This is a genomic window from Streptomyces sp. CA-288835 (genome assembly GCF_050936385.1).
Lineage (GTDB): Bacteria > Actinomycetota > Actinomycetes > Streptomycetales > Streptomycetaceae > Streptomyces.
The window spans coordinates 1,485,229-1,503,150 of record NZ_JBNJMW010000001.1 but is presented as its reverse complement, the minus strand read 5'-3'; the positions used below and the strand labels follow the sequence as shown (position 1 = coordinate 1,503,150).

Genomic DNA, 17,922 nt, shown 5'->3' with positions numbered 1-17,922 from the left:
TGGGGTGCCTACTGGGGTGGTGGGTGACTGTCGTGTCGCGGCTGCTTGTGCGTTGTGGCTGGTCGCGCAGTTCCCCGCGCCCCTAAAAAGCCTGCGACTGCCCGCACCCCGACGAGTAAGCGAACCGGAAAGCCCGCGCTCCGACGAAACCGGCAGTTTTCCGCCGGTGGGAGGGGACGTGGGCCGGTGCGTCCTATGCCCGTCGCTTAGCTTCGGTCTGGGCACACCAGAACCCTGTGGAAGCAAGGGGCCGTATGCCCTGTTGGCGACGGGCTGACGCACCGGACCGCGGCCCCGCACCCACCACCCACCCAAGGGGCGCGGGGAACTGCGCGAGCAACCACCACGCACCCGCACCCGCCCAACCGCCGGAGGCACCCCGCGTGGGCGCGACCAGCCACAACGGCGCCACAGCCGACAACGAACCCAACCGCCCTACTGGCGGAGGCCAAGCTCGTGGGCCAACGCCTCGTCCGCCCACTGTTGCGTCCGGGCGCGCGACACCGCCCCGTCGTACGCCGTCACCTGGACGGCCAAGCCGTCAAGGAGCGCCGTGAGGCGCAAAGCCGTGTCCATGGGAGACGGGCAGTGGAACTCCCCGGCAGCCACCCCCTCCGCGATGACCTCGGCAAGCGCCGCCTTCCACTGGCGGTCGAGGTCACGCGTAACCTCCCGCAACCCGGGGTCCCGCAGGGCCGCCGACCAGCCCTCGATCCACAGGCGCCACCCCTTGGCCTGGCCGGTCGGGGCGTACCAGCGAACGGCCGACCGGAGGCGACGTACCGCCGTGGTGCGGCGAGCGAGCAGCTTGCGCAGGTGGGCCAGGTCGCCCTCGGCCGCGTAGGCGAACGCGGCGGCGACCAGCTTCTCCTTCGTCGAGAAGTGATACAGCACCAGCGCGTTGCTGACCCCCAGCGCGGCCGCCACGTCGGCGATCCGTACCGCAGCCACGCCCCGCGCCTCGATCTGCTCGACCGCGGCCCGCAGCAACTCCTCCCGCCGCTCCCGAACGCTCAACCGAACCCTGGCCACGCCCGCAACCCTACACACGAGGTCTGACAGGCATCCGATGTCACCGACACCGGCCCGAATGCCACCGACACCGGCCCGAATGCCACCGACGCCGGCCCGAATGTCACCGATACCAGCCGAACCGTTCGGAAATCACCGGCAGTCGGTCCGCGACGATCGCGTGCGCGGCCGCCCGCGGTGTCGTGCCGTCGGCCTCCGCGCGCGTGAGCGTCTGGTTGACCAGCGCCCGCATGGAGCGTCGCGTGTACGCGAACGCCTCCTCCGCGTCGGCCCCGATGTCGCCGAACAGCGTCCACCACCACCAGGCGTTGGTCCCGGAGTTGACGACGACGTCCGGCAGGACGGTGACCCCGCGCGCGGCGAGAAGCTGCTCCGCTTCGGCCCGTACGGGCATGTTCGCGGCCTCGACGATCCAACGAGCCGTGATCCGCGCCTGGTTGACGGCGTCGATCGCGTAGGAGACCGCCGCCGGCACCAGCACCTCGGCCTCGGTGGACAACCAGGCGTCGTCGCCCGGCAGTTCGCGGTCGGCGGGGCGCAACGCCGAGCGGTCGACCGTTCCGTACGCGTCCCTGGCGGCGAGCAGCGCCTCGACGTCGAGCCCCGCCGGGTTGGCGATCGTGCCCTTCACGTCGGCGACGGCCACGATGGTGAGGTCCGCGCGCGCGAGGAACCGGGCCGTGGCGCCACCCATGGTGCCCAGCCCCTGTACGGCGACGCGCGTCCCCGGGTACGCCACCCCGGCCCGGTCCAGGGCCGCGAGTACCGACTCGGCGACCCCGCAGCCGCCGACCAACTCGTCGAGCCCGATGCCGTCCACCTCGACCGCGAACGCGTCCGCCAGCCGCCGCCGGGCCGCCGTCTCGTCGTCGAGCAGCGGATACACGGCCTGGATGGACGAGACGAGGCCCGCCTCGGTGGCGGCTCGGTCGACGAGGTCCTGGGTGAGGCCGAGGTCCTCGCCGGTGGTCCAGAAGTTCTCGATGTACGGGCGCATAGCGCGCAGATAGCGCACGAGCACCCCATACGCCTCGGGGTCCTGGGGATCGCAGTCGATGCCGCCCTTCGCGCCGCCCAGTGGGATGTAGCGGGCTTGGGGGTTGTAGTGCAGCGCCTCCTTCATGGTCATGCCGCGCGCGAGGCCGGTGACCTCGTCCAGCGTGCAGCCCGCCCGCATCCGCAGCCCGCCGCTGGAGACTCCGCGCACCAGTCGGTCCACGACCAGGTGCCCCTGGCGGCCGGTGACGTGGTCGGTCCAGGTGAGCGTCATCAAGGGACTGCCGGCCGGAGCTGTCATGGGGTCTCCTCGAGAACGGGGAATCGGGAACAGGGAGCGAACAGGGAACAGGGAACGGAATCGAAACGTTTGACCAGCCGTGGGACCGGGCGCCGAGAGTGTCCCGGTGCCGGTCGGGCCCGTCGTTACTAAACGAGCAGTCAGTATCGCAGGGGTTGAGCGGCGGCGCTGTCAACGTGCTGAATGGATCTTCAGTACGGGATCGACGTCGTACGTGGCGGAATTCGCCGAGTCCGGCACGGACACCGCCCCGTCATATGCCCGACCCGGCGCTGTCAGAGGCGGCGACCATAATGAGATGTCAGACCGACTCCACCTGGAGGTCCCGTGACCGGTTTCCGTCCCCTGAGCTCCGGGCTCCGTGCTCTGCGGCCCGCCGCCTTCGGCGCGGATCCGAGCGGTGAGCGCATGGAGCGCATCCGCAGATCGCCGAACTTCGCGGACGGCGTCTTCCGGAATCCGGAGGGTGCGCCCCGGCCCGACGGCGCCATGCGCGAGTTCGCGAAGGCCTTCTTCCGCAAGGAAGAGCGGGTGCGTCGCGCCCCGGCGGGGACGGTGCCGGTGCACGCCACGACCCTCGCCGACCTCGCCAGACCCCCGGCCAACGGACTGCGGCTGACGTGGATGGGGCACTCCAGTGTGCTCGCCGAGATCGACGGCCACCGGGTGCTCTTCGACCCCGTCTGGGGCGAGCGCTGCTCCCCGTTCGCCTTCGCCGGGCCCAAGCGACTGCACCCCGTGCCCCTGCCGCTGACGGCGCTCGGCCCGGTCGACGTGGTCGTCATCTCGCACGATCACTACGACCACCTCGACCTGCCCACCATCAAGGCCCTGGCCGATACGGACACGGTGTTCGCGGTGCCCCTCGGCGTCGGCGCCCACCTGGAGCACTGGGGCGTCTCCCCGGACCGGCTGCGCGAGCTGGACTGGAACGAGACGACGAAGGTCGGCGGTATCTCCCTGACCGCCACGCCCGCCCGCCACTTCTGCGGGCGCGGCCTGCGCAACACCCAGCACACCCTCTGGGCCTCGTGGGCCGTCGCGGGCGATGAGCACCGGATCTATCACAGCGGCGACACCGGATACTTCGCCGGATTCAAGGACATCGGCGCCGAGCACGGTCCCTTCGACGCCACGATGATCCAGATCGGTGCTTACTCGGAGTTCTGGCCCGACATTCATATGTCGCCCGAGGAGGGCATGCGCGCCCACCTGGACCTTCAGCGCGGGAAGCCCAGCGGTGTGATGCTGCCGATCCACTGGGCGACTTTCAACCTGGCGGCGCACCCGTGGGCCGAGCCGGGAGAGGGGACCATCGCCGCCGCCCGCGCGGTCGGCGCCAGGATCGCGCTGCCGCGCCCCGGCGAGCCCTTCGAGCCCACGGCCGAGACCGTGCCGTCCGAGCCCTGGTGGCGCGCCGTGGCGCTCACGCCGGCCGGTGGCTGGCCCGTCCTGGAAAAGACGGTCGTCGATACGCCGGGTGACGCCGCCGAGGACACCGGAGAGCCGGAGACCGTCCCGGCCGGGTGACCGGGACGTACGCGCAGAACGTCGGCGAGGGCCGAGGGGCAGAACTGCTCCTCGGCCCTCGCTTTTTTCGTTGACCGGTCCTGACCAGGTCTGATCGATCCGATCGCGCACGGGAATGTACGTACGACTGGCTTATCGGTCTGTCGTACGAACGCTCATACCAGAGCGGGACGATGTCCGCCGGACTTTGTCAACTGCCCACCGAGTGTGATGCGGTGGCGACTACTGTGAGTGGCCGCCGAGCGACGCAGGGCCGGTTTTTTGGCATGCGCGAACGGCACCGCGATGGCGCATGCCCGACTCGCAGATCCGCGGGAGCCGCCACGGCCCCGACATACCCAGTACGAGGACGTCGATGTCTCACCTTCGCGCACCGGCCGCACGCGCTGACCGCCGCGAGGGCGGGCGCCACGGGCGACCGGTCGCCCGTACCGCCCCCTCGCTGCCCGAGACCCATATACGGCCCCAGCTCCTGCGTCTCGCGGTTCTGCCACCCATCGCGGTGGCCCTCAGCGCCAGCGCCGCCGTGCTGTTCACCGTCCGCTCGACCATGGCCAGGCCCAGCCTCACCCTGTGGATCGTCCTCGGCGGAGCCGTCGCGGTCGCCCTCGCGGGCATCGTGATCGCCGCCGTGGCCGCCAACCGCGCCGCCAGGTCCGTACGCGAACGGGTCGGTACGCTGCGCGCTGCCAGCACCCGCGACCAGGCCGAACTGCGCGGCCTCGTCGAGGCGTTGCGACGCGGAGAGGGGCCGCCCGCGCGCCGGAAGCGCGGCGAACCCGCCTCGGACGCCGATGAGTTCGACCTGCTCGCCGACGATCTCGCGCGCGCCCACGACGGCGCCGTCAGCGCGGTCGTCCAGGCCTCCCGGCTGTCCAGCCAGGCGGGCAGCGAGCAGAAGGTCGAGGTCTTCGTCAATCTGGCCCGGCGGCTTCAGTCCCTCGTGCAGCGCGAGATCTCGATCCTGGACGAGCTGGAGAACGAGATCGAGGACCCTGACCTGCTCAAGGGCCTCTTCCACGTCGACCACCTCGCCACCCGCATCCGCCGTCACGCCGAGAACCTCGCCGTGCTCGGCGGCGCCGTCTCCCGCCGCCAGTGGAGCAACCCGGTCTCCATGACCGAGGTGCTGCGCTCCGCCACCGCCGAGGTCGAGCAGTACTCGCGGGTCAAGCTCGTGCCGCCGATCGAAGGCACCGTGCGCGGGCACGCCGTCGCCGACGTGATCCATCTGCTGGCCGAACTCGTCGAGAACGCCACGCTGTTCTCGGCCCCGCAGACCCAGGTTCTGCTGCGTGCCAACCTCGTCACCTCGGGGCTCGCCGTCGAGGTCGAGGACCGCGGGCTCGGTATGCCGCCGGCCGAACAGCACAAGATGAACGCCCTGCTCGCCGACCCGGACCAGGTGAACGTCGCGAGCCTGCTGCAGGACGGACGCATCGGGCTGTTCGTGGTCTCGCAGCTCGCGCGCCGGCATGGCATCGCGGTACGGCTGCAGACCAATATCTACGGCGGCATCCAGGCCGTACTCGTCATGCCGCAGGGGCTCCTGGGCGCGGAACCCGAGCAGTCGGGGGCCGGGCAGTCCGGTGCCAGGCAGTCGGGCGCGGGGCAGCCGGGGGCCGGGCGGCATCGGACGGTGGTGTCGGAGGCCGCTACGCCGGCCGACGGGGTTCCGGTGCACCGCACTCCGATTCAGGGGGTGCCGGTTCGCGGGACGTCGGGGCAGGGGAAGCCCGGGCAGGGGACGGCGGCTCCGGATGGGGTTGCGGCTCGGGGGGCGGAAGTCCCGGTTGCGGGCACACCCGTTCCGGTGCGGGGGGTCGCGCCGGGCGCCCCCGGCGACGTATCGCATACGCGGCGTCAGGAAGCAACTGCCCGCAGGGAAGCGACTGTTCGCACGGAAGTGACCGCTCGCCAGGAGACGACGGCGCATGGGCATCGGGGCGAGGACACCTCGGAGTCGCAGCCGTCGCGGGATGACGCGTCGGCCGGTACGACGGTGGTGAACGGCGGTCGTTCGGCGCCGCTCCCCGTGCGTGGTGCCGAGGCTCGGCCCAATCCGGCGGAGGCGCTACCCGGCATCCGGTCCGACGAGCGGCGGGTCGTGATCGAGAACGTCGCGAAGGCGGTCGCCTCGCCGACGCAGCGCAACGGCGCGGTGCGCGGCACCATGGGCAAGCCCCAACTACCCAGACGGCGCGCCCAGGAGCACATCGTGCCCGAGCTGCGCGAAGGGCCCCTGCCCCGCCCCGAGTCCGACTTCCTCGTCGGTCACGACCCCGGACTGATGGCGGCCTTCCAGCGGGGCATCGGGCTCGCCGAGGCCCAACAGCGGGACGCGGCGCGCAAGGAGGCGCACGCGTCACCCGAGGCGCCCGCGGCGCGCGAGCCGGCGGACGCGCCCTCGTATGACTTCACCGACCTCACCGACCTCACGGACTTCACCGCCCGGCACGACGGGAGCACATCAGCCGGATGATCAACGCCACCCCTACCCCCACTTCTCCGTCCACCCACACTTCCGCTCCCACCGACGTACGTACTTCAAGGAGTCGATCCCCCATGGCGAGCGATGTGCCGACCGCCCATGTATCCGATCTCGACTGGCTGATGAGCGGCCTGGTGCAGCGCGTCCCGCACACCAGAAGCGCGGTGCTGCTCTCCTGCGACGGGTTGGTGAAGTCGGTCCATGGCCTCGACCCCGACAGTGCCGACCACATGGCGGCCCTCGCTTCCGGGCTGTACTCCCTGGGACGCAGCGCGGGCGTCCGCTTCGGCGACGGCGGTGACGTACGGCAGGTCGTCGTCGAACTCGACTCCACCCTGCTGTTCGTGTCCACGGCGGGCTCCGGCACCTGTCTCGCCGTGCTCGCAGGACGTGAGGCCGACGCGGCCGTGCTCGGATACGAGATGGCGATGCTGGTCAAGAGCGTTCGCCCGTATCTGATGACCGCGCCCAGGCAGTCCACCGCCGAGCCCTCGGCGATGAGGCCTTGAGCGTGACCGCGGCCGGGGACGGGCCCTGGCTCGATGACGCGGCCGGACGCCTCGTACGCCCCTACACCGTCAGCAACGGCCGGACCCGGCCCAGTACCGCGCTCGATCTGCTGTCACAGATGCGGGCCACCGGAGCCACCCCGCTCGGTTACCTCGGCCCCGAGCACAACCAGGCGCTCGAACTGTGCCGGGTGCCCGTCTCGGTCGCCGAGGTGGCCGCACATCTGAAGCTGCCGGCAGCGGTCACCAAGGTGCTGCTGTCCGACCTCGTCGACTGCGGGGCGCTGACGACGAAACCCCCGGCCTTCCACCACAACCCGACTGACAGGTCTCTTCTGGAGGCAGTGCTCGATGGACTACGACGACAGCTCTGACCCCTTCCCCACCGCACTGAAGATCCTGGTGGCGGGAGGGTTCGGGGTAGGAAAGACCACCCTTGTCGGCGCGGTGAGCGAGATCGCGCCGCTGAGTACGGAGGAGTTGCTCACCACGGTCAGCGCCTCGACCGACAATCTCGACGGCATCGAGAACAAGGTCGAGACGACCGTCGCGATGGACTTCGGGCGCATCACACTCGACCCGGAACATGTGCTGTACCTGTTCGGTACGCCCGGACAGGAGCGGTTCTGGTTCATGTGGGACGAACTGTGCGAGGGCGCGCTCGGCGCGGTCATCCTCGCCGACACCCGCCGCCTGGAGGAGTGCTTCGCCGCCGTCGACTTCTTCGAGCAGCGCGGCCTGGGGTTCATCGTCGCCGTCAACGAGTTCGACGGCGCCTACCGATACGACCCGGAAGAGGTACGGGCGGCCATTGACCTGGACCCGGCGATCCCCATCGTGCGCTGCGACGCGCGGATCTCCAGCTCAGGAGTGCAGACCCTGCTGACCCTCGTCCGCCATCTGATCGCCCACGCACCCACACGCGCCCCCAGTTACGGAGCCCGAACATGAGGTACGACCCGCCGCGCCTGGCCGGTCGGCTCCTGCTCACCCCCGAGGACAAGGACGCCCCCGCCCGTACGCGGCGACTGCGCCGGCTCGGTCTGGGGGAGCGGGCCGAGCCGGCCTTCGACGCCTTCGCGGACCGGCTGGCCCAGATCGCCGCGGTGCCGTACGCGATGGTCAACTTCATTGACGAGAACGGGCAGTTCTTCGCGGGGCTGCATACTCCGGATGGCGCGGGCACGGGGGCGGACTCCGGCGGGCGGTCCGCCGTGATCCTCGCCGCGGACGGTACGGAGTACCGGTTCGGCCGCCACATGGCCCGCGACTACGGCTTCTGCCCCCATGTGGTGGTTCGGGGGAAGGCGCTGGCCCTGGAGGACGTACGCGACTATCCGCGGTTCGCCGGGAATCCGGTCGTCGACGAGATCGGCATCCGCTCCTATCTCGGCGCCCCGCTCATCGACCGCACGGGGACCGTGCTCGGCACGGTGTGCGTCGAAGATATCGAGCCGAGGCCCTGGGGGCGGGCTGGCCTGGAGACCATCAAGGCGATGGCGGCGGAACTCGTCGATCGGATCGAGCTGCGGGAGAGCGGCGGAATCTGAGGGCCCTTCATATTCTGAGGCTTCATGTGAGGAGTCTTCTGGGGGTCTCCATAGGTCCATAGGGATGGGTCCCAGAAAAGTGCCCTCCTAGGGTCCGCATGCGGAAAGTGGCCTCCTAGGGTCCTCATGCGGAAAGTACTCTCCTGGGATCCTCATGCGGAAAGTCGCCTCCCAGGGGCCTTCATACGGAAACGGTGTCCCCTTCGGGGAAGGTGATCCTGACCTCGTGCTGCTCCACCGTGCAGGACATCGACTCCCGCAGCGCCTGGGGATGTATGGCGTCCCGGGTCAGCGCGACCAGCGTGACGTACACACCGTTGCCTCCCGGACGTCCGGCCGCGCAACGTACGTACGGTGTCGCTGAATGCGGGCCCAGAGCGTTGGCGTCCACCTCGCGTGCGATGCCCGCGTCCTCGTCCCAGCCGTGCAGCGCGACGACCACACTGGTCAGCCCGTCCGGGGTCCGCGCCAGCGCCCAGCCCGATCCCCGTTCCGCTGTGGGCCGGGCCTCGGCGGCGACCGCGTAACCGCCCTCTCGCACGGCCACACCGGCCGGCGCCTGCACCCGGTGTACGCGGATCTCCCAGGGACCGCGCAGCACACTCGTGGTCTCGATGGGGAACTCGGTGTCGTTTCCTGGCAGTTGAGCTTGATAGCGGGATGCGGCCGTACGTCCGGAGCAGTGCAGTGGATGGATCAGGCGCCGGCGGGAGGCGGTGCCGTCCGGGGCGAGCAGCGCGATGTGTCCGTCCATCGTGCGCTCCCAGGCATGCGCGCCGGACTCGGGAGCGGTGGCCGAGGAGTACCCGAACTTCGCGTAGTGCGGGTCGTCCTCGGGGGGCCGGTCGGGGGAGTTGTGGTCGCTGCCGTGGTTGACGAGGCGGACGATGCCGTCGTGCTTCGTGCCGTGCAGCAGCCAGCCGGGCGCCGGGAGCGCGGTGTACTGGTCCGACTCCTCGACGGGGAGGGGCAGTTCACGCTCCGTCCACACCGGGTGGTCCGCGGGCAGCAGCAGCCCGAGGAAACCTTTGCTCGCCCAGTACGGTGACGCGGGCCCCGAGTACGGCTGCGTCATCGGCAGAAACGTGCCGTACCAGCCGAGCGGAAGCAGCCCCCGCTCATCGGGCACCCCGCGCTCCACGAAGTGGCTCACCGCACCGGAGGCGAGTCGGCGGGTGAGCCCCGGCGCCAGCGGGGTGCAGCCGGCGAGGGCGCCCAGCCACACCGGGGCGGTGGTGGCGAAACGGTACGTCAGGGAGCGGCCCTGGAGCACGGGTGCGCCGTCCGCACCGAAGAACTGCGGGTAGGCAGCGAGGAATTGGGCGAGCCGGTCGCGGTAGACCCGGCCGCGGCCACCGCCCTCGCCGCCCGTCATCCGTGCCCACAGCAGCGGGTACAGGTGCATGGCCCAGCCGTTGTAGTAGTCGAAGGCGCGCCCCTCGCCGTCGCTGTACCAGCCGTCGCCGACGTACCAGTCCTCGATGCGGTCGAGTCCGGCGTCGATGTCGTCCTGCCGATACGGTGCGCCGACCGAGGCCAGGAACTGCTCGGCCACCACCTGGTACAGCCGCCAGTGGTTGTCCCAGGTGCGGCGGCCTACAAACCCCCACAGCCAGTCCACGACCCGCTCCCGCACATCACCGTCCAGGCGGTCCCAGATCCAGGGGCGCGTCTCGTGCAGTCCGACGGCGATCAGGGCGGCCTCGGCCATCTGCTGGGAGCAGTCGGTGAGTTCGGGCCAGGCTTCACCGCTGTCACGGTCCGTGCCCGTTGTCAGACCCCGCGCGTACCGTTCTATGAGACGGGGATCCACCTCGCCGCGTGCTCCCGCGATCCGGAAAGAGGCCAGCAGAAATGACCGTGCGAAGCCTTCAAGCCCGTCCGACACCACACCCGACCAGGAGGTTCTGCCGGGCAGCCGATACTGCGCCAGGCCCGGCGTCGCATAGGGAACCAGCGCCTCCAACTGCCGGTCGGCGAGCGCCTCCCAGTGCGCCCGCGTCCAGCCGGTGAGCGGCGACAGGACGCGGTCGGCGGGTGGCAGGGCCAGATGCGGTGCGGGCATGTAAGTGTCCTGACTCCTCGGGTCGCCGGTCGCTTTGAGGGTTCCGAGGAGGGATACGGCTGCACGCCGCGGATAGATCAATTGAATGGGCAGAGGCGTCCGCCTTGGCTTGAACTCGGCTGAGCAGGTGAATGTCGGTGGGATTGGCTACGGTGCGAGTCATGCCGGACGCAGAAGATGTACGCCGTATCGCCCTCTCCCTGCCGGACACGACCGAGAAGATCGCGTGGAGCATGCCCACCTTCCGGGTCGCGGGGAAGATGTTCGCCACGCTGCCCGAGGACGAGACGTCCATCGCCGTGCGCTGCCCGAAGGAGGAGCGGGACGAACTCGTCCTGGCGGAGCCCGGGAAGTTCTGGATCGCCGACCATGAGGCGGGCTTCGCCTGGGTGCGGGTGCGGCTCACCTCCCTTGAGGACGACGACGAGCTGCGGGACATCCTCGCGGACTCCTGGCGCCAGGCGGCTCCGACCCGACTCCTCGAGTCCTACCCGGAGTTGGGCCTTCCGGCGGCCGACTGAGGGTGTCGTCGGTACCGCTCAGGATTGGGCGCCCGCTCCGGCCTTCAGGAACTCTCCGATCCGCTTCCGCAGAGAAGCCGCGTCCAGCCCGTGTGCGGCCACGTGCTCGTCGATCCGCCCGTACCGGCGCAGCTCACGGCGGCCGACGCCGAGACCGAGTACGCGGTGCGGAAGGTCCGCGAGGGCGTCATTGGCGGCGGAGGTCGACGTACCGGCCAGGTACGGCTCGACGAGGACGACATCGGTGCCTGCCGTCTCCGTGACGCGGCGCAGGGTGGCCGCGTCGAAGGGCCGTACGGTCGTCGCGTACAACACGGTGACATCGAGCCCCTCGGTGGCCGCGAGCACCGCGTCGAGCATCGGCCCGACGGCGATGACAACACCGGTGCGCCCCTCGCGGACGGTCAGAAATCGCGAGCCGTCCACCGGCAGGGCCTCCGCATTGGACTGCACCGACAGGCGTACGTAGACCTTGTCGTCGCCCGCAGCGACCGCGTGCCGCAGCAGCGTCTCCGCCTCGTCCGGGTGGCCAGGGACGTGGACGGTCCAGCCGTCGAGCGTGTCGAGCAGGGCCACATCACCGGGTGCCATATGGGTGTACCCGCCAGCAGGCCAGTCGAAGGAAGCGGAAGCGCTGACCAGCACCGCCCCCACGCCCTGGTGCCCGAGATCCAGCTTGACCTGCTCGAAGGGCCGCTCGACCAGGAAACTCGCGAAGGTGTGCACCACGGGCCGCAGCCCGGTCAGCGCCAGGCCGGCACCCGCTCCGACCAGCAGTTGCTCACGGATGCCGACGTTGATCACCCGGTCCGGATGCCGCATCCGGATCTCTTCGAAATCGGCCATGCCGATCTCGGCGAGAACGACCGCGACGCGGGGATCCTCGTCGAGCAGCCGTGAGACTACGGGGGCGAGGCGGTCACGCATGGTGTCCATGGTTCGGAATTGCCTTTCTGGGTTTGGGTTGATGAGAGCTCTGAGGGCGGTGCCGCGTGGTTGAGGGATGTGGATCTCAGGCGGACTTGGGCTCGACCTGGGCGATGACCACCCGCGGCCGTCCGGGATGCGGCGCGGTGAACGCTTCGTACAGGGCCTCGTGGTCCCGCCCGTCGACGCTCTCGACGGACCAGCCCGCGGCCTCGAACCGCGCGGCGATCCCGCCGGGGCGGGCATAGCTGGCGGAGGAGTTGTCGATCACCACGGTGTGCAGCCGGTCGAGGCCGGCAGGCCCGGCGTACGCGATCGCCTCGTGGTTGCTGCCCTCGTCCAGCTCCGCGTCCCCGACCAGCACCCACACGGCGGGCTCGTGCAGCCCCTGGGCCCGAAGCCCCAGCGCCGTCCCGACCGCGATCGGCAACCCGTGCCCGAGCGAACCGCTACCGATCTCGGCGCCCGGCACCAGCACCCGGTCGGGGTGGTGGCCGAGGGGAGAGTCGTACGAGCCGAACCCCGGCAGCCACTCCACCGGCACGAAGCCCTTGGCGGCGAGCACCGCGTAGTACGCCATCGGCCCGTGCCCCTTGGAAAGCAGGAACCGGTCCCGCTCCGGATCGTCCACCCGCTCAGGGGTGACTCGCAGGACCCGGTCGTAGAGCACCCAGAGCGCATCGAGGGTGGACGTGGCGGCGGGGCCGTGCTTCTCATCCCCGCTCATCAGGCTCAGCAGCCCGGACAGGTCCTCGTATGTGTATCGCCGTTCCGCTGTCTTGGTCATGCTGACGATCGTGCAACCTCAAGCAAGATTGAGGTCAAGTGGCGTCTCCCGGAGGAAAAGGAGTGCGCGACCACCGGTCCGAGTGCGGTATTGTTTCCATGCACGTTCGATCAGGGAAACCCCAGGTCACAGCGGGCATCGGGACGTGGCGCAGCTTGGTAGCGCACTTGACTGGGGGTCAAGGGGTCGCAGGTTCAAATCCTGTCGTCCCGACAGTGTGAAGGGTCTTCGCAGGCGAGAGCCTGTGGGGGCCCTTTTCGTATGGGTCGTTTCCGATCTTCGAGGTTGAGCATGCCGCTCATCGGCACCTTTACTCGGAGGCTTGCGAGGATGCCGCTGCTGGACCTATCTCCTTGAGGATGCCGACTTCGGTTTCCTGTGCGGAAGCCGTGGACACGAGGTCCCCCGGCGACTCCCATTGAGTCCCAGGTGACCGCACCCCCTCGAACCCAGGAGAGCATCGATCGTGGAATCGGCAGCAGCGCGCCCTCGTCCGGTCCTTACGGCCGGCTCCGTCCTGCCGGCGGACGCCGACCGAGCCGCCCTCGTCGCGCGCGTCCACAACCCGGAATGTGACGGACCGTGTGTGGCCGCGGTCCGCGGCGAGCAGGTCGTCGACCTGACCGCCATCGCACCTACCGTCTCCGACCTCATGGAACGCGACGACGCGGCGGCAGTCGTCCGCGAGGCCGACGGCGGCCATGTCTGGCGCCTGGACGAACTGCTTGACGCACCGGCCGGCCGCCGTGACGTTCCGCGTCTGCTCGCCCCCATCGACCTGCAAGTGATCAAGGCCGCGGGCGTCACCTTCGCCCGGAGTCTGCTGGAACGCGTCATCGAAGAGCGCACGGGCGGCGATCCGGCGCAGGCCGCGCGGGTACGGGCCCGCGTCGGGCAGGTGGTGGGTGGCACGCTCGACGGCATCCGTCCCGGATCGCCGGAAGCGGACAAGGCCAAGGAACTGCTCGTCTCGGAAGGACTGTGGTCGCAGTACCTGGAGGTCGGGATCGGGCCGGACCCGGAAGTGTTCACCAAGGCCCCGGTACTGTCCGCGGTCGGCACCGGCGCCGACATCGGCGTGCTCGGCGCCTCGGTGTGGAACAACCCCGAGCCTGAGGCCGTCCTCGTCGTGGACTCGCGCGGCCGGGTACGCGGCGCGACGCTCGGTAACGACGTCAACCTCCGCGACATCGAGGGACGCAGCGCCCTGCTGCTGTCCCGTGCGAAGGACAACAACGCCTCATGCGCGATCGGCCCGTTCGTCCGCCTGCTCGACGAGGACTTCGACCTCGACACCGTACGCGGGATCGACATCGACCTCCGGATCGACGGCACGGACGGCTACGTACTGCGTGGCAGCAGTTCCATGCGCGAGATCAGCCGCGACGTACTGGACTTGGTGGCCGCCACGCACGGTCCGCACCATCAATACCCGGACGGCTTCGTGTTGTTCACCGGAACGCTGTTCGCCCCCACCGAGGACCGACAGGCACCCGGCGCGGGCTTCACCCACGAGTACGGCGACGTCGTGCGGATCTCCAGCCCGCGACTCGGCGCTCTGGTCAACACCGTCGTCCCCAGCGAGCAGGCCGCGCCGTGGACGTTCGGCGTACGAGCGTTGATGCACAGCCTCGCCCGGCGCGGCGTGCTGTGAGACGACGAAGACTCATACGGCCGGCAGCTCACCCGCACGTCCCGTGGCCCCGGCGCCGCACAGCCACAACCGACCGCAGGGACGGGCACCAGGCCGCGTAGTCACAGGGCACCCCTGAAGCACCGGGCCCGGACCACCACATGCCTGGCCTGCGGTTCCGTGTGCGCAGCGCTGCCGTTGCCGCGGCGTGCGCTGCGCACGCCTGGTTCATGCCCGGGTAACCGGCTCCTGCCCGACCGTGGCGTGCAAGCGGCGCGTGTGATCCACATGGCGCTCGGGTCCGGTCAGCGTGAGCCTGGCCGTCAGGCGCGGGTCCGCGCTGGAGGCGGCCAACCGTACTTCCAGCTCGCCCGGTTCGACGACGCGCCGACCGTCGCGTCCGGTGAAGGAAGCGACGTCGGCCGGGACCGTGGCACGGAGGCGTCGGGCCTCGCCCGGCTTGAGTTCGACCCGGGTGTAGCCGACGAGGCGCTGCACCGGCTGGACGACGGAGGCGACCGGGTCGTGCAGATAGAGCTGGACGACCTCGGTTCCGGACCGCTCGCCTGCGTTGCGGACGGTGAAGGCGAGGGTGAACTCACCGTCCGTCGGAGCCTCCTGGACGTCCACGGTCAGGTCTGACCAGTCGAACCGCGTGTAGGACAGACCGTGACCGAAGGCGAACGCGGGGGTCGGGTCGATGGTGGACACCTCGCTGACGTGAGCGAGCCGCGCCCCGAGGTACGTGGCCGGCTGGGAGCCCGGCCCGCGCGGCACGCTGACCGGGAGACGTCCGGAGGGATTGGTACGGCCACTGAGCACCCCGGCGATCGCGTGAGTGCCCTCCTCACCCGGGAAGAAGGACTGCACGATCGCAGCGGACTCCTCCACGGCGCGGCCGAGGGCGTACGGTCGTCCCGCGAGCAGCACGGTGACCACGGGTGTCTCCAGGTCGAGCAGGGCGTCGAGCAGTTGCTGCTGCGCGCCGGGCAGCAGTAGCGAGTCGACGTCACATCCCTCGCCGCTGGTGCCCCGCCCGAAGAGCCCGGCGCGGTCGCCGAGCACCACCAGGGCGATGTCGGCCTCGCGTGCCACCCGGGCGGCCTCGCGGATGCCGGAGAGATCTCCGTCGTCGATTCCGGTGCCGCGGGCGACCGTGATCTCGGCGTCGGGGAACTCGGCGGTAAGAGTGTCGCGCAGCGTGGGCAGTTGGATGCCGAGTGGGGTACCGGGGTGGCGGACGCCGATGTGCTGGGGGAAGGAGTAGCAGCCGAGTACGGCGCTGGGCTCATCGGCGTTGGGACCGAGCAGGGCGATGCGGCGCGGCCTCTCGAGCGGCAGGGTGCCGTCGTTGCTCAGCAGCACGACCGCTTCCTCGGCGAGCGTGCGGGCCAGCGCGCGATTCTCCGGACCGTCCAGGTCGATTCGGCCGCGCAGGGCGGCCGGGTCGTCCAGGTCCAACCCGTCGAGTTCGGGCGGCACGGGGCTCCAGTCCGGGTCGAGCAGGCCGAGCATCGCCTTCTGGGTGAGTGTCCGGCGCAGGGCGCGATCGACCAACGCCTCCGGTATGCGGCCGTCGGCGACGGCCTCGGCCAAGGGCGCGCCGTATGTCTTGACATTGGGCAGTTCGACGTCGATGCCCGCGCGCAGCGCCGTGCCGGCGGCGCCGGCCCAGTCGGCTGCGATGCCGTGCAGCGTCTTCAGGAAGGCGATGGCGAAGTAGTCGGCGACGACGGTGCCGTCGAAGCCCCATGTGTCGCGCAGCAGCCCGGTGAGCAGATCCTCGTCGGCCGCGGAGGGCATGCCGTCGGTGTCGGTGTAGGCGTTCATCACCGACTGGGCGCCGCCTTCACGGATCGCCATCTCGAAGGGAGGCAGCAGAACGTCGGCGCGTTCACGCGGGCCCATGGAGGACGGAGCGAGGTTACGGCCGGCGCGTGAGGCCGAGTAGCCGGCGAAGTGCTTGAGGGTGGCGACGATCCCGGCGGACTCAAGGCCCTGCACGTATGCCGTCCCGATGGTGCCGACGAGGTACGGGTCCTCGCCGATGGTCTCCTCGACCCGGCCCCAGCGGGCGTCGCGCACCACATCCAGGACGGGCGCGAGTCCCTGGTGGACGCCGACGGCACGCATGTCGCGACCGATGGCGGCGGCCATGCGCCGCACCGTGTCCGGATCGAAGGTGGCGCCCCAGGACAGCGGAACGGGGTAGGCCGTCGCCCCCCAGGCGGCGAAGCCGGACAGACACTCGTCATGCGCGAGTGCGGGGATCCCGAACCGGTTCGTGGCGGCGATACGGCTCTGGGTGCGGGCCAGGGAGAGCGCACCCAGGGCGGGGTCGACCGGGACCGTGCCGAAGGGCCGGGTCAGCTGGCCCAGTCCGTTGGGCAGGAGCGCGTCGAGATCGACGGCCTCCTCCATGTCGTGCTGGTGGGGGGCCACTTCACCGCCCTGATCGGAGGCGCCCACCCACACTCCGTACAGCTGGGCGATCTTCTCCTGAAGGGTCATCGCGTCGATCAGGGCGTCGACTCTCGCGGTGACGGAAACGGTGGGGTCGTTCCAGAGGGAGATCGCGGGGGCGTTCTCTACAGCCACGTTGGCGTTCACTTTCCTCCCACACCCATCAGACCCTTGGCCAGGGCGCGACGGGCGAACAGGCAGACGAGCAGGGCGTCAGCGTCGGTCAACGGCTGAATCCGGCGGTCAGACCGCTCAGCAGCTGACGGCGGCCGAACGCGTACAGGATGATCAGGGGCAGGGTGGTGAGGACGACGGCGGCCAGGAGAGCGGGGATGTTGACCCCGTACTCGCCCTGGAAGGTCCACAGGGCGAGCGGCAGAGTCCGCTGGGAAGGGCTCTGGGTGAGGATCAGCGGCAGCAGGAATCCGTTCCAGATGGTCAGCGCGTTGAAGATGGTCACGGTGAGGATGGCCGGGCGGGTGAGCGGCGCTGCCAGGCGCCACAGCGTCCCCCACTCGGTGGCTCCGTCCACCCGCATCGAGTCGAACAGCTCCTTGGGCACGTCGCGGATGAAGTTGGCGAGTATCAGCACGGACAGCGGGATGGCGAAGGCGATCGACGGCAGGATCAGCGCCAGCAGGCTGTCGTACAGCTGCAGCTTGATGATGATCAGGTAGACCGGGATGGCCGTCGCCTGCAGCGGGATGGCGAGGCCCATGAGGAACATCCCGTTCGCCAAGCGCAGGAACCGCATGCGCCAGCCGCGCACGATGGCGTAGGCGGCCATGAAGGAGACCGCGACCGCCGGCACCACCGCGCCGGCGGTGACCACGACGCTGTTCCAGAAGTAGCTGATGAAGTCGGACTCGAAGACCAGCTCGTAGTTGTCCAGTGTGGGGTCCGTCGGCGGCGCCAGCGGGTTGCTCGCGTAGTAGTCGCTCCGGGCCTTGAGGCTGGTGATGAGAATCCAGTACAGGGGTACGACGACGACGGCGAGCCAGAGCCATCCGCCCAGGCCGCCGAGCCAGTTGCGCCGGCGGGCGGTCGCACCGGGACGGTGCCCCCGCTCGCGCGGGTTGGTCTTCTGCGGATGCGGCTTGGTCAGCGTGGTGGTCAT

General features: G+C 70.1%; 15 protein-coding genes and 1 tRNA gene. 9 read left to right on the top strand and 7 right to left on the bottom strand.

The features are described 5' to 3' along the window. Positions 1-435: 435 nt before the first annotated feature. Both ACQEVY_RS06890 and ACQEVY_RS06885 read right to left on the bottom strand, forming a co-directional pair. The gene (locus tag ACQEVY_RS06890; protein ID WP_328767234.1) at positions 436-1,032 is read right to left on the bottom strand and encodes a TetR/AcrR family transcriptional regulator; all 597 of its coding nucleotides are present in this window, start codon (positions 1,030-1,032) and stop codon (positions 436-438) included. Between the two features lie 103 nt (positions 1,033-1,135). Then, positions 1,136-2,329 (bottom strand): Glu/Leu/Phe/Val dehydrogenase dimerization domain-containing protein, encoded by a 1,194-nt coding sequence (locus tag ACQEVY_RS06885; RefSeq protein ID WP_432945881.1) that lies wholly within the window; start codon positions 2,327-2,329, stop codon positions 1,136-1,138. A gap of 327 nt (positions 2,330-2,656) precedes the next feature. On the opposite strand from ACQEVY_RS06885, the gene ACQEVY_RS06880 reads away from it, so the two are divergent. The 6 genes from ACQEVY_RS06880 to ACQEVY_RS06855 all read left to right on the top strand — a co-directional run bounded on the left by ACQEVY_RS06880 (position 2,657) and on the right by ACQEVY_RS06855 (position 8,409). Next, positions 2,657-3,859 carry an MBL fold metallo-hydrolase gene (locus ACQEVY_RS06880; RefSeq protein ID WP_432945879.1) on the top strand — a complete coding sequence of 401 codons (1,203 nt, stop codon included), beginning with the start codon at positions 2,657-2,659 and terminating at the stop codon, positions 3,857-3,859. A 355-nt stretch (positions 3,860-4,214) separates the two neighbouring features. Next, a complete protein-coding gene (locus tag ACQEVY_RS06875) occupies positions 4,215-6,341 on the top strand; it encodes an ATP-binding protein (protein ID WP_432945877.1) in 2,127 nt (708 codons plus the stop codon). Positions 6,342-6,424: 83 nt separating this feature from the next. Further along, entirely contained in the window at positions 6,425-6,859 is a 435-nt protein-coding gene (locus tag ACQEVY_RS06870; RefSeq protein ID WP_165337549.1) for a roadblock/LC7 domain-containing protein, read from the top strand. 2 nt (positions 6,860-6,861) lie between these two features. Continuing rightward, positions 6,862-7,233 carry a DUF742 domain-containing protein gene (locus tag ACQEVY_RS06865; RefSeq protein WP_432945875.1) on the top strand — a complete coding sequence of 124 codons (372 nt, stop codon included), beginning with the start codon at positions 6,862-6,864 and terminating at the stop codon, positions 7,231-7,233. Further along, the gene (locus ACQEVY_RS06860) at positions 7,211-7,810 is read left to right on the top strand and encodes a GTP-binding protein (protein WP_432945873.1); all 600 of its coding nucleotides are present in this window, start codon (positions 7,211-7,213) and stop codon (positions 7,808-7,810) included. The genes ACQEVY_RS06865 and ACQEVY_RS06860 overlap by 23 nt, the downstream gene beginning before the upstream one ends. Further along, positions 7,807-8,409, top strand: a complete 603-nt coding sequence (locus tag ACQEVY_RS06855) for a GAF domain-containing protein (protein WP_432945871.1) — start codon at positions 7,807-7,809, stop codon at positions 8,407-8,409. The genes ACQEVY_RS06860 and ACQEVY_RS06855 overlap by 4 nt, the downstream gene beginning before the upstream one ends. 181 nt (positions 8,410-8,590) lie before the next feature. Here ACQEVY_RS06855 and ACQEVY_RS06850 read toward each other — a convergent pair whose 3' ends face one another. Next, positions 8,591-10,474 (bottom strand): DUF2264 domain-containing protein, encoded by a 1,884-nt coding sequence (locus tag ACQEVY_RS06850; RefSeq protein WP_432945869.1) that lies wholly within the window; start codon positions 10,472-10,474, stop codon positions 8,591-8,593. 161 nt (positions 10,475-10,635) lie between these two features. Here ACQEVY_RS06850 and ACQEVY_RS06845 point away from each other — a divergent pair, with 161 nt between their 5' ends. Beyond that, a complete protein-coding gene (locus ACQEVY_RS06845) occupies positions 10,636-10,995 on the top strand; it encodes an MmcQ/YjbR family DNA-binding protein (RefSeq protein ID WP_432945867.1) in 360 nt (119 codons plus the stop codon). A gap of 18 nt (positions 10,996-11,013) precedes the next feature. Here ACQEVY_RS06845 and ACQEVY_RS06840 read toward each other — a convergent pair whose 3' ends face one another. Together ACQEVY_RS06840 and ACQEVY_RS06835 are read right to left on the bottom strand one after the other, a co-directional pair. After that, entirely contained in the window at positions 11,014-11,931 is a 918-nt protein-coding gene (locus ACQEVY_RS06840; protein ID WP_432945865.1) for a transketolase family protein, read from the bottom strand. Between the two features lie 76 nt (positions 11,932-12,007). Beyond that, positions 12,008-12,709 (bottom strand): transketolase, encoded by a 702-nt coding sequence (locus tag ACQEVY_RS06835; RefSeq protein ID WP_432945863.1) that lies wholly within the window; start codon positions 12,707-12,709, stop codon positions 12,008-12,010. 139 nt (positions 12,710-12,848) lie between these two features. Between ACQEVY_RS06835 and ACQEVY_RS06830 the strand changes: the two genes are divergently transcribed. Further along, positions 12,849-12,922: transfer RNA gene (locus tag ACQEVY_RS06830), tRNA-Pro, on the top strand. A gap of 253 nt (positions 12,923-13,175) precedes the next feature. After that, a complete protein-coding gene (locus ACQEVY_RS06825; RefSeq protein WP_432945861.1) occupies positions 13,176-14,363 on the top strand; it encodes a fumarylacetoacetate hydrolase family protein in 1,188 nt (395 codons plus the stop codon). Positions 14,364-14,570: 207 nt separating this feature from the next. On the opposite strand, the gene ACQEVY_RS06820 is transcribed toward ACQEVY_RS06825, so the two are convergent. Both ACQEVY_RS06820 and ACQEVY_RS06815 read right to left on the bottom strand, forming a co-directional pair. Continuing rightward, positions 14,571-16,952 carry a beta-glucosidase family protein gene (locus tag ACQEVY_RS06820; RefSeq protein WP_432945859.1) on the bottom strand — a complete coding sequence of 794 codons (2,382 nt, stop codon included), beginning with the start codon at positions 16,950-16,952 and terminating at the stop codon, positions 14,571-14,573. Positions 16,953-17,028: 76 nt separating this feature from the next. Next, positions 17,029-17,922 carry a carbohydrate ABC transporter permease gene (locus ACQEVY_RS06815; protein WP_432945857.1) on the bottom strand — a complete coding sequence of 298 codons (894 nt, stop codon included), beginning with the start codon at positions 17,920-17,922 and terminating at the stop codon, positions 17,029-17,031.

What these genes read in the sequence shown, in the direction of transcription:
- ACQEVY_RS06860 (WP_432945873.1), top strand. Translation starts at nt 7,211, where the DNA reads ATGGACTACGACGACAGCTCTGACCCCTTCCCCACCGCACTGAAGATC.
- ACQEVY_RS06870 (WP_165337549.1), top strand. Translation starts at nt 6,425, where the DNA reads ATGGCGAGCGATGTGCCGACCGCCCATGTATCCGATCTCGACTGGCTG.
- ACQEVY_RS06850 (WP_432945869.1), bottom strand. Translation starts at nt 10,474, where the DNA reads ATGCCCGCACCGCATCTGGCCCTGCCACCCGCCGACCGCGTCCTGTCG.
- ACQEVY_RS06845 (WP_432945867.1), top strand. Translation starts at nt 10,636, where the DNA reads ATGCCGGACGCAGAAGATGTACGCCGTATCGCCCTCTCCCTGCCGGAC.
- ACQEVY_RS06815 (WP_432945857.1), bottom strand. Translation starts at nt 17,922, where the DNA reads ATGACCACCACGCTGACCAAGCCGCATCCGCAGAAGACCAACCCGCGC.
- ACQEVY_RS06840 (WP_432945865.1), bottom strand. Translation starts at nt 11,931, where the DNA reads ATGGACACCATGCGTGACCGCCTCGCCCCCGTAGTCTCACGGCTGCTC.
- ACQEVY_RS06875 (WP_432945877.1), top strand. Translation starts at nt 4,215, where the DNA reads ATGTCTCACCTTCGCGCACCGGCCGCACGCGCTGACCGCCGCGAGGGC.
- ACQEVY_RS06885 (WP_432945881.1), bottom strand. Translation starts at nt 2,329, where the DNA reads ATGACAGCTCCGGCCGGCAGTCCCTTGATGACGCTCACCTGGACCGAC.
- ACQEVY_RS06835 (WP_432945863.1), bottom strand. Translation starts at nt 12,709, where the DNA reads ATGACCAAGACAGCGGAACGGCGATACACATACGAGGACCTGTCCGGG.
- ACQEVY_RS06855 (WP_432945871.1), top strand. Translation starts at nt 7,807, where the DNA reads ATGAGGTACGACCCGCCGCGCCTGGCCGGTCGGCTCCTGCTCACCCCC.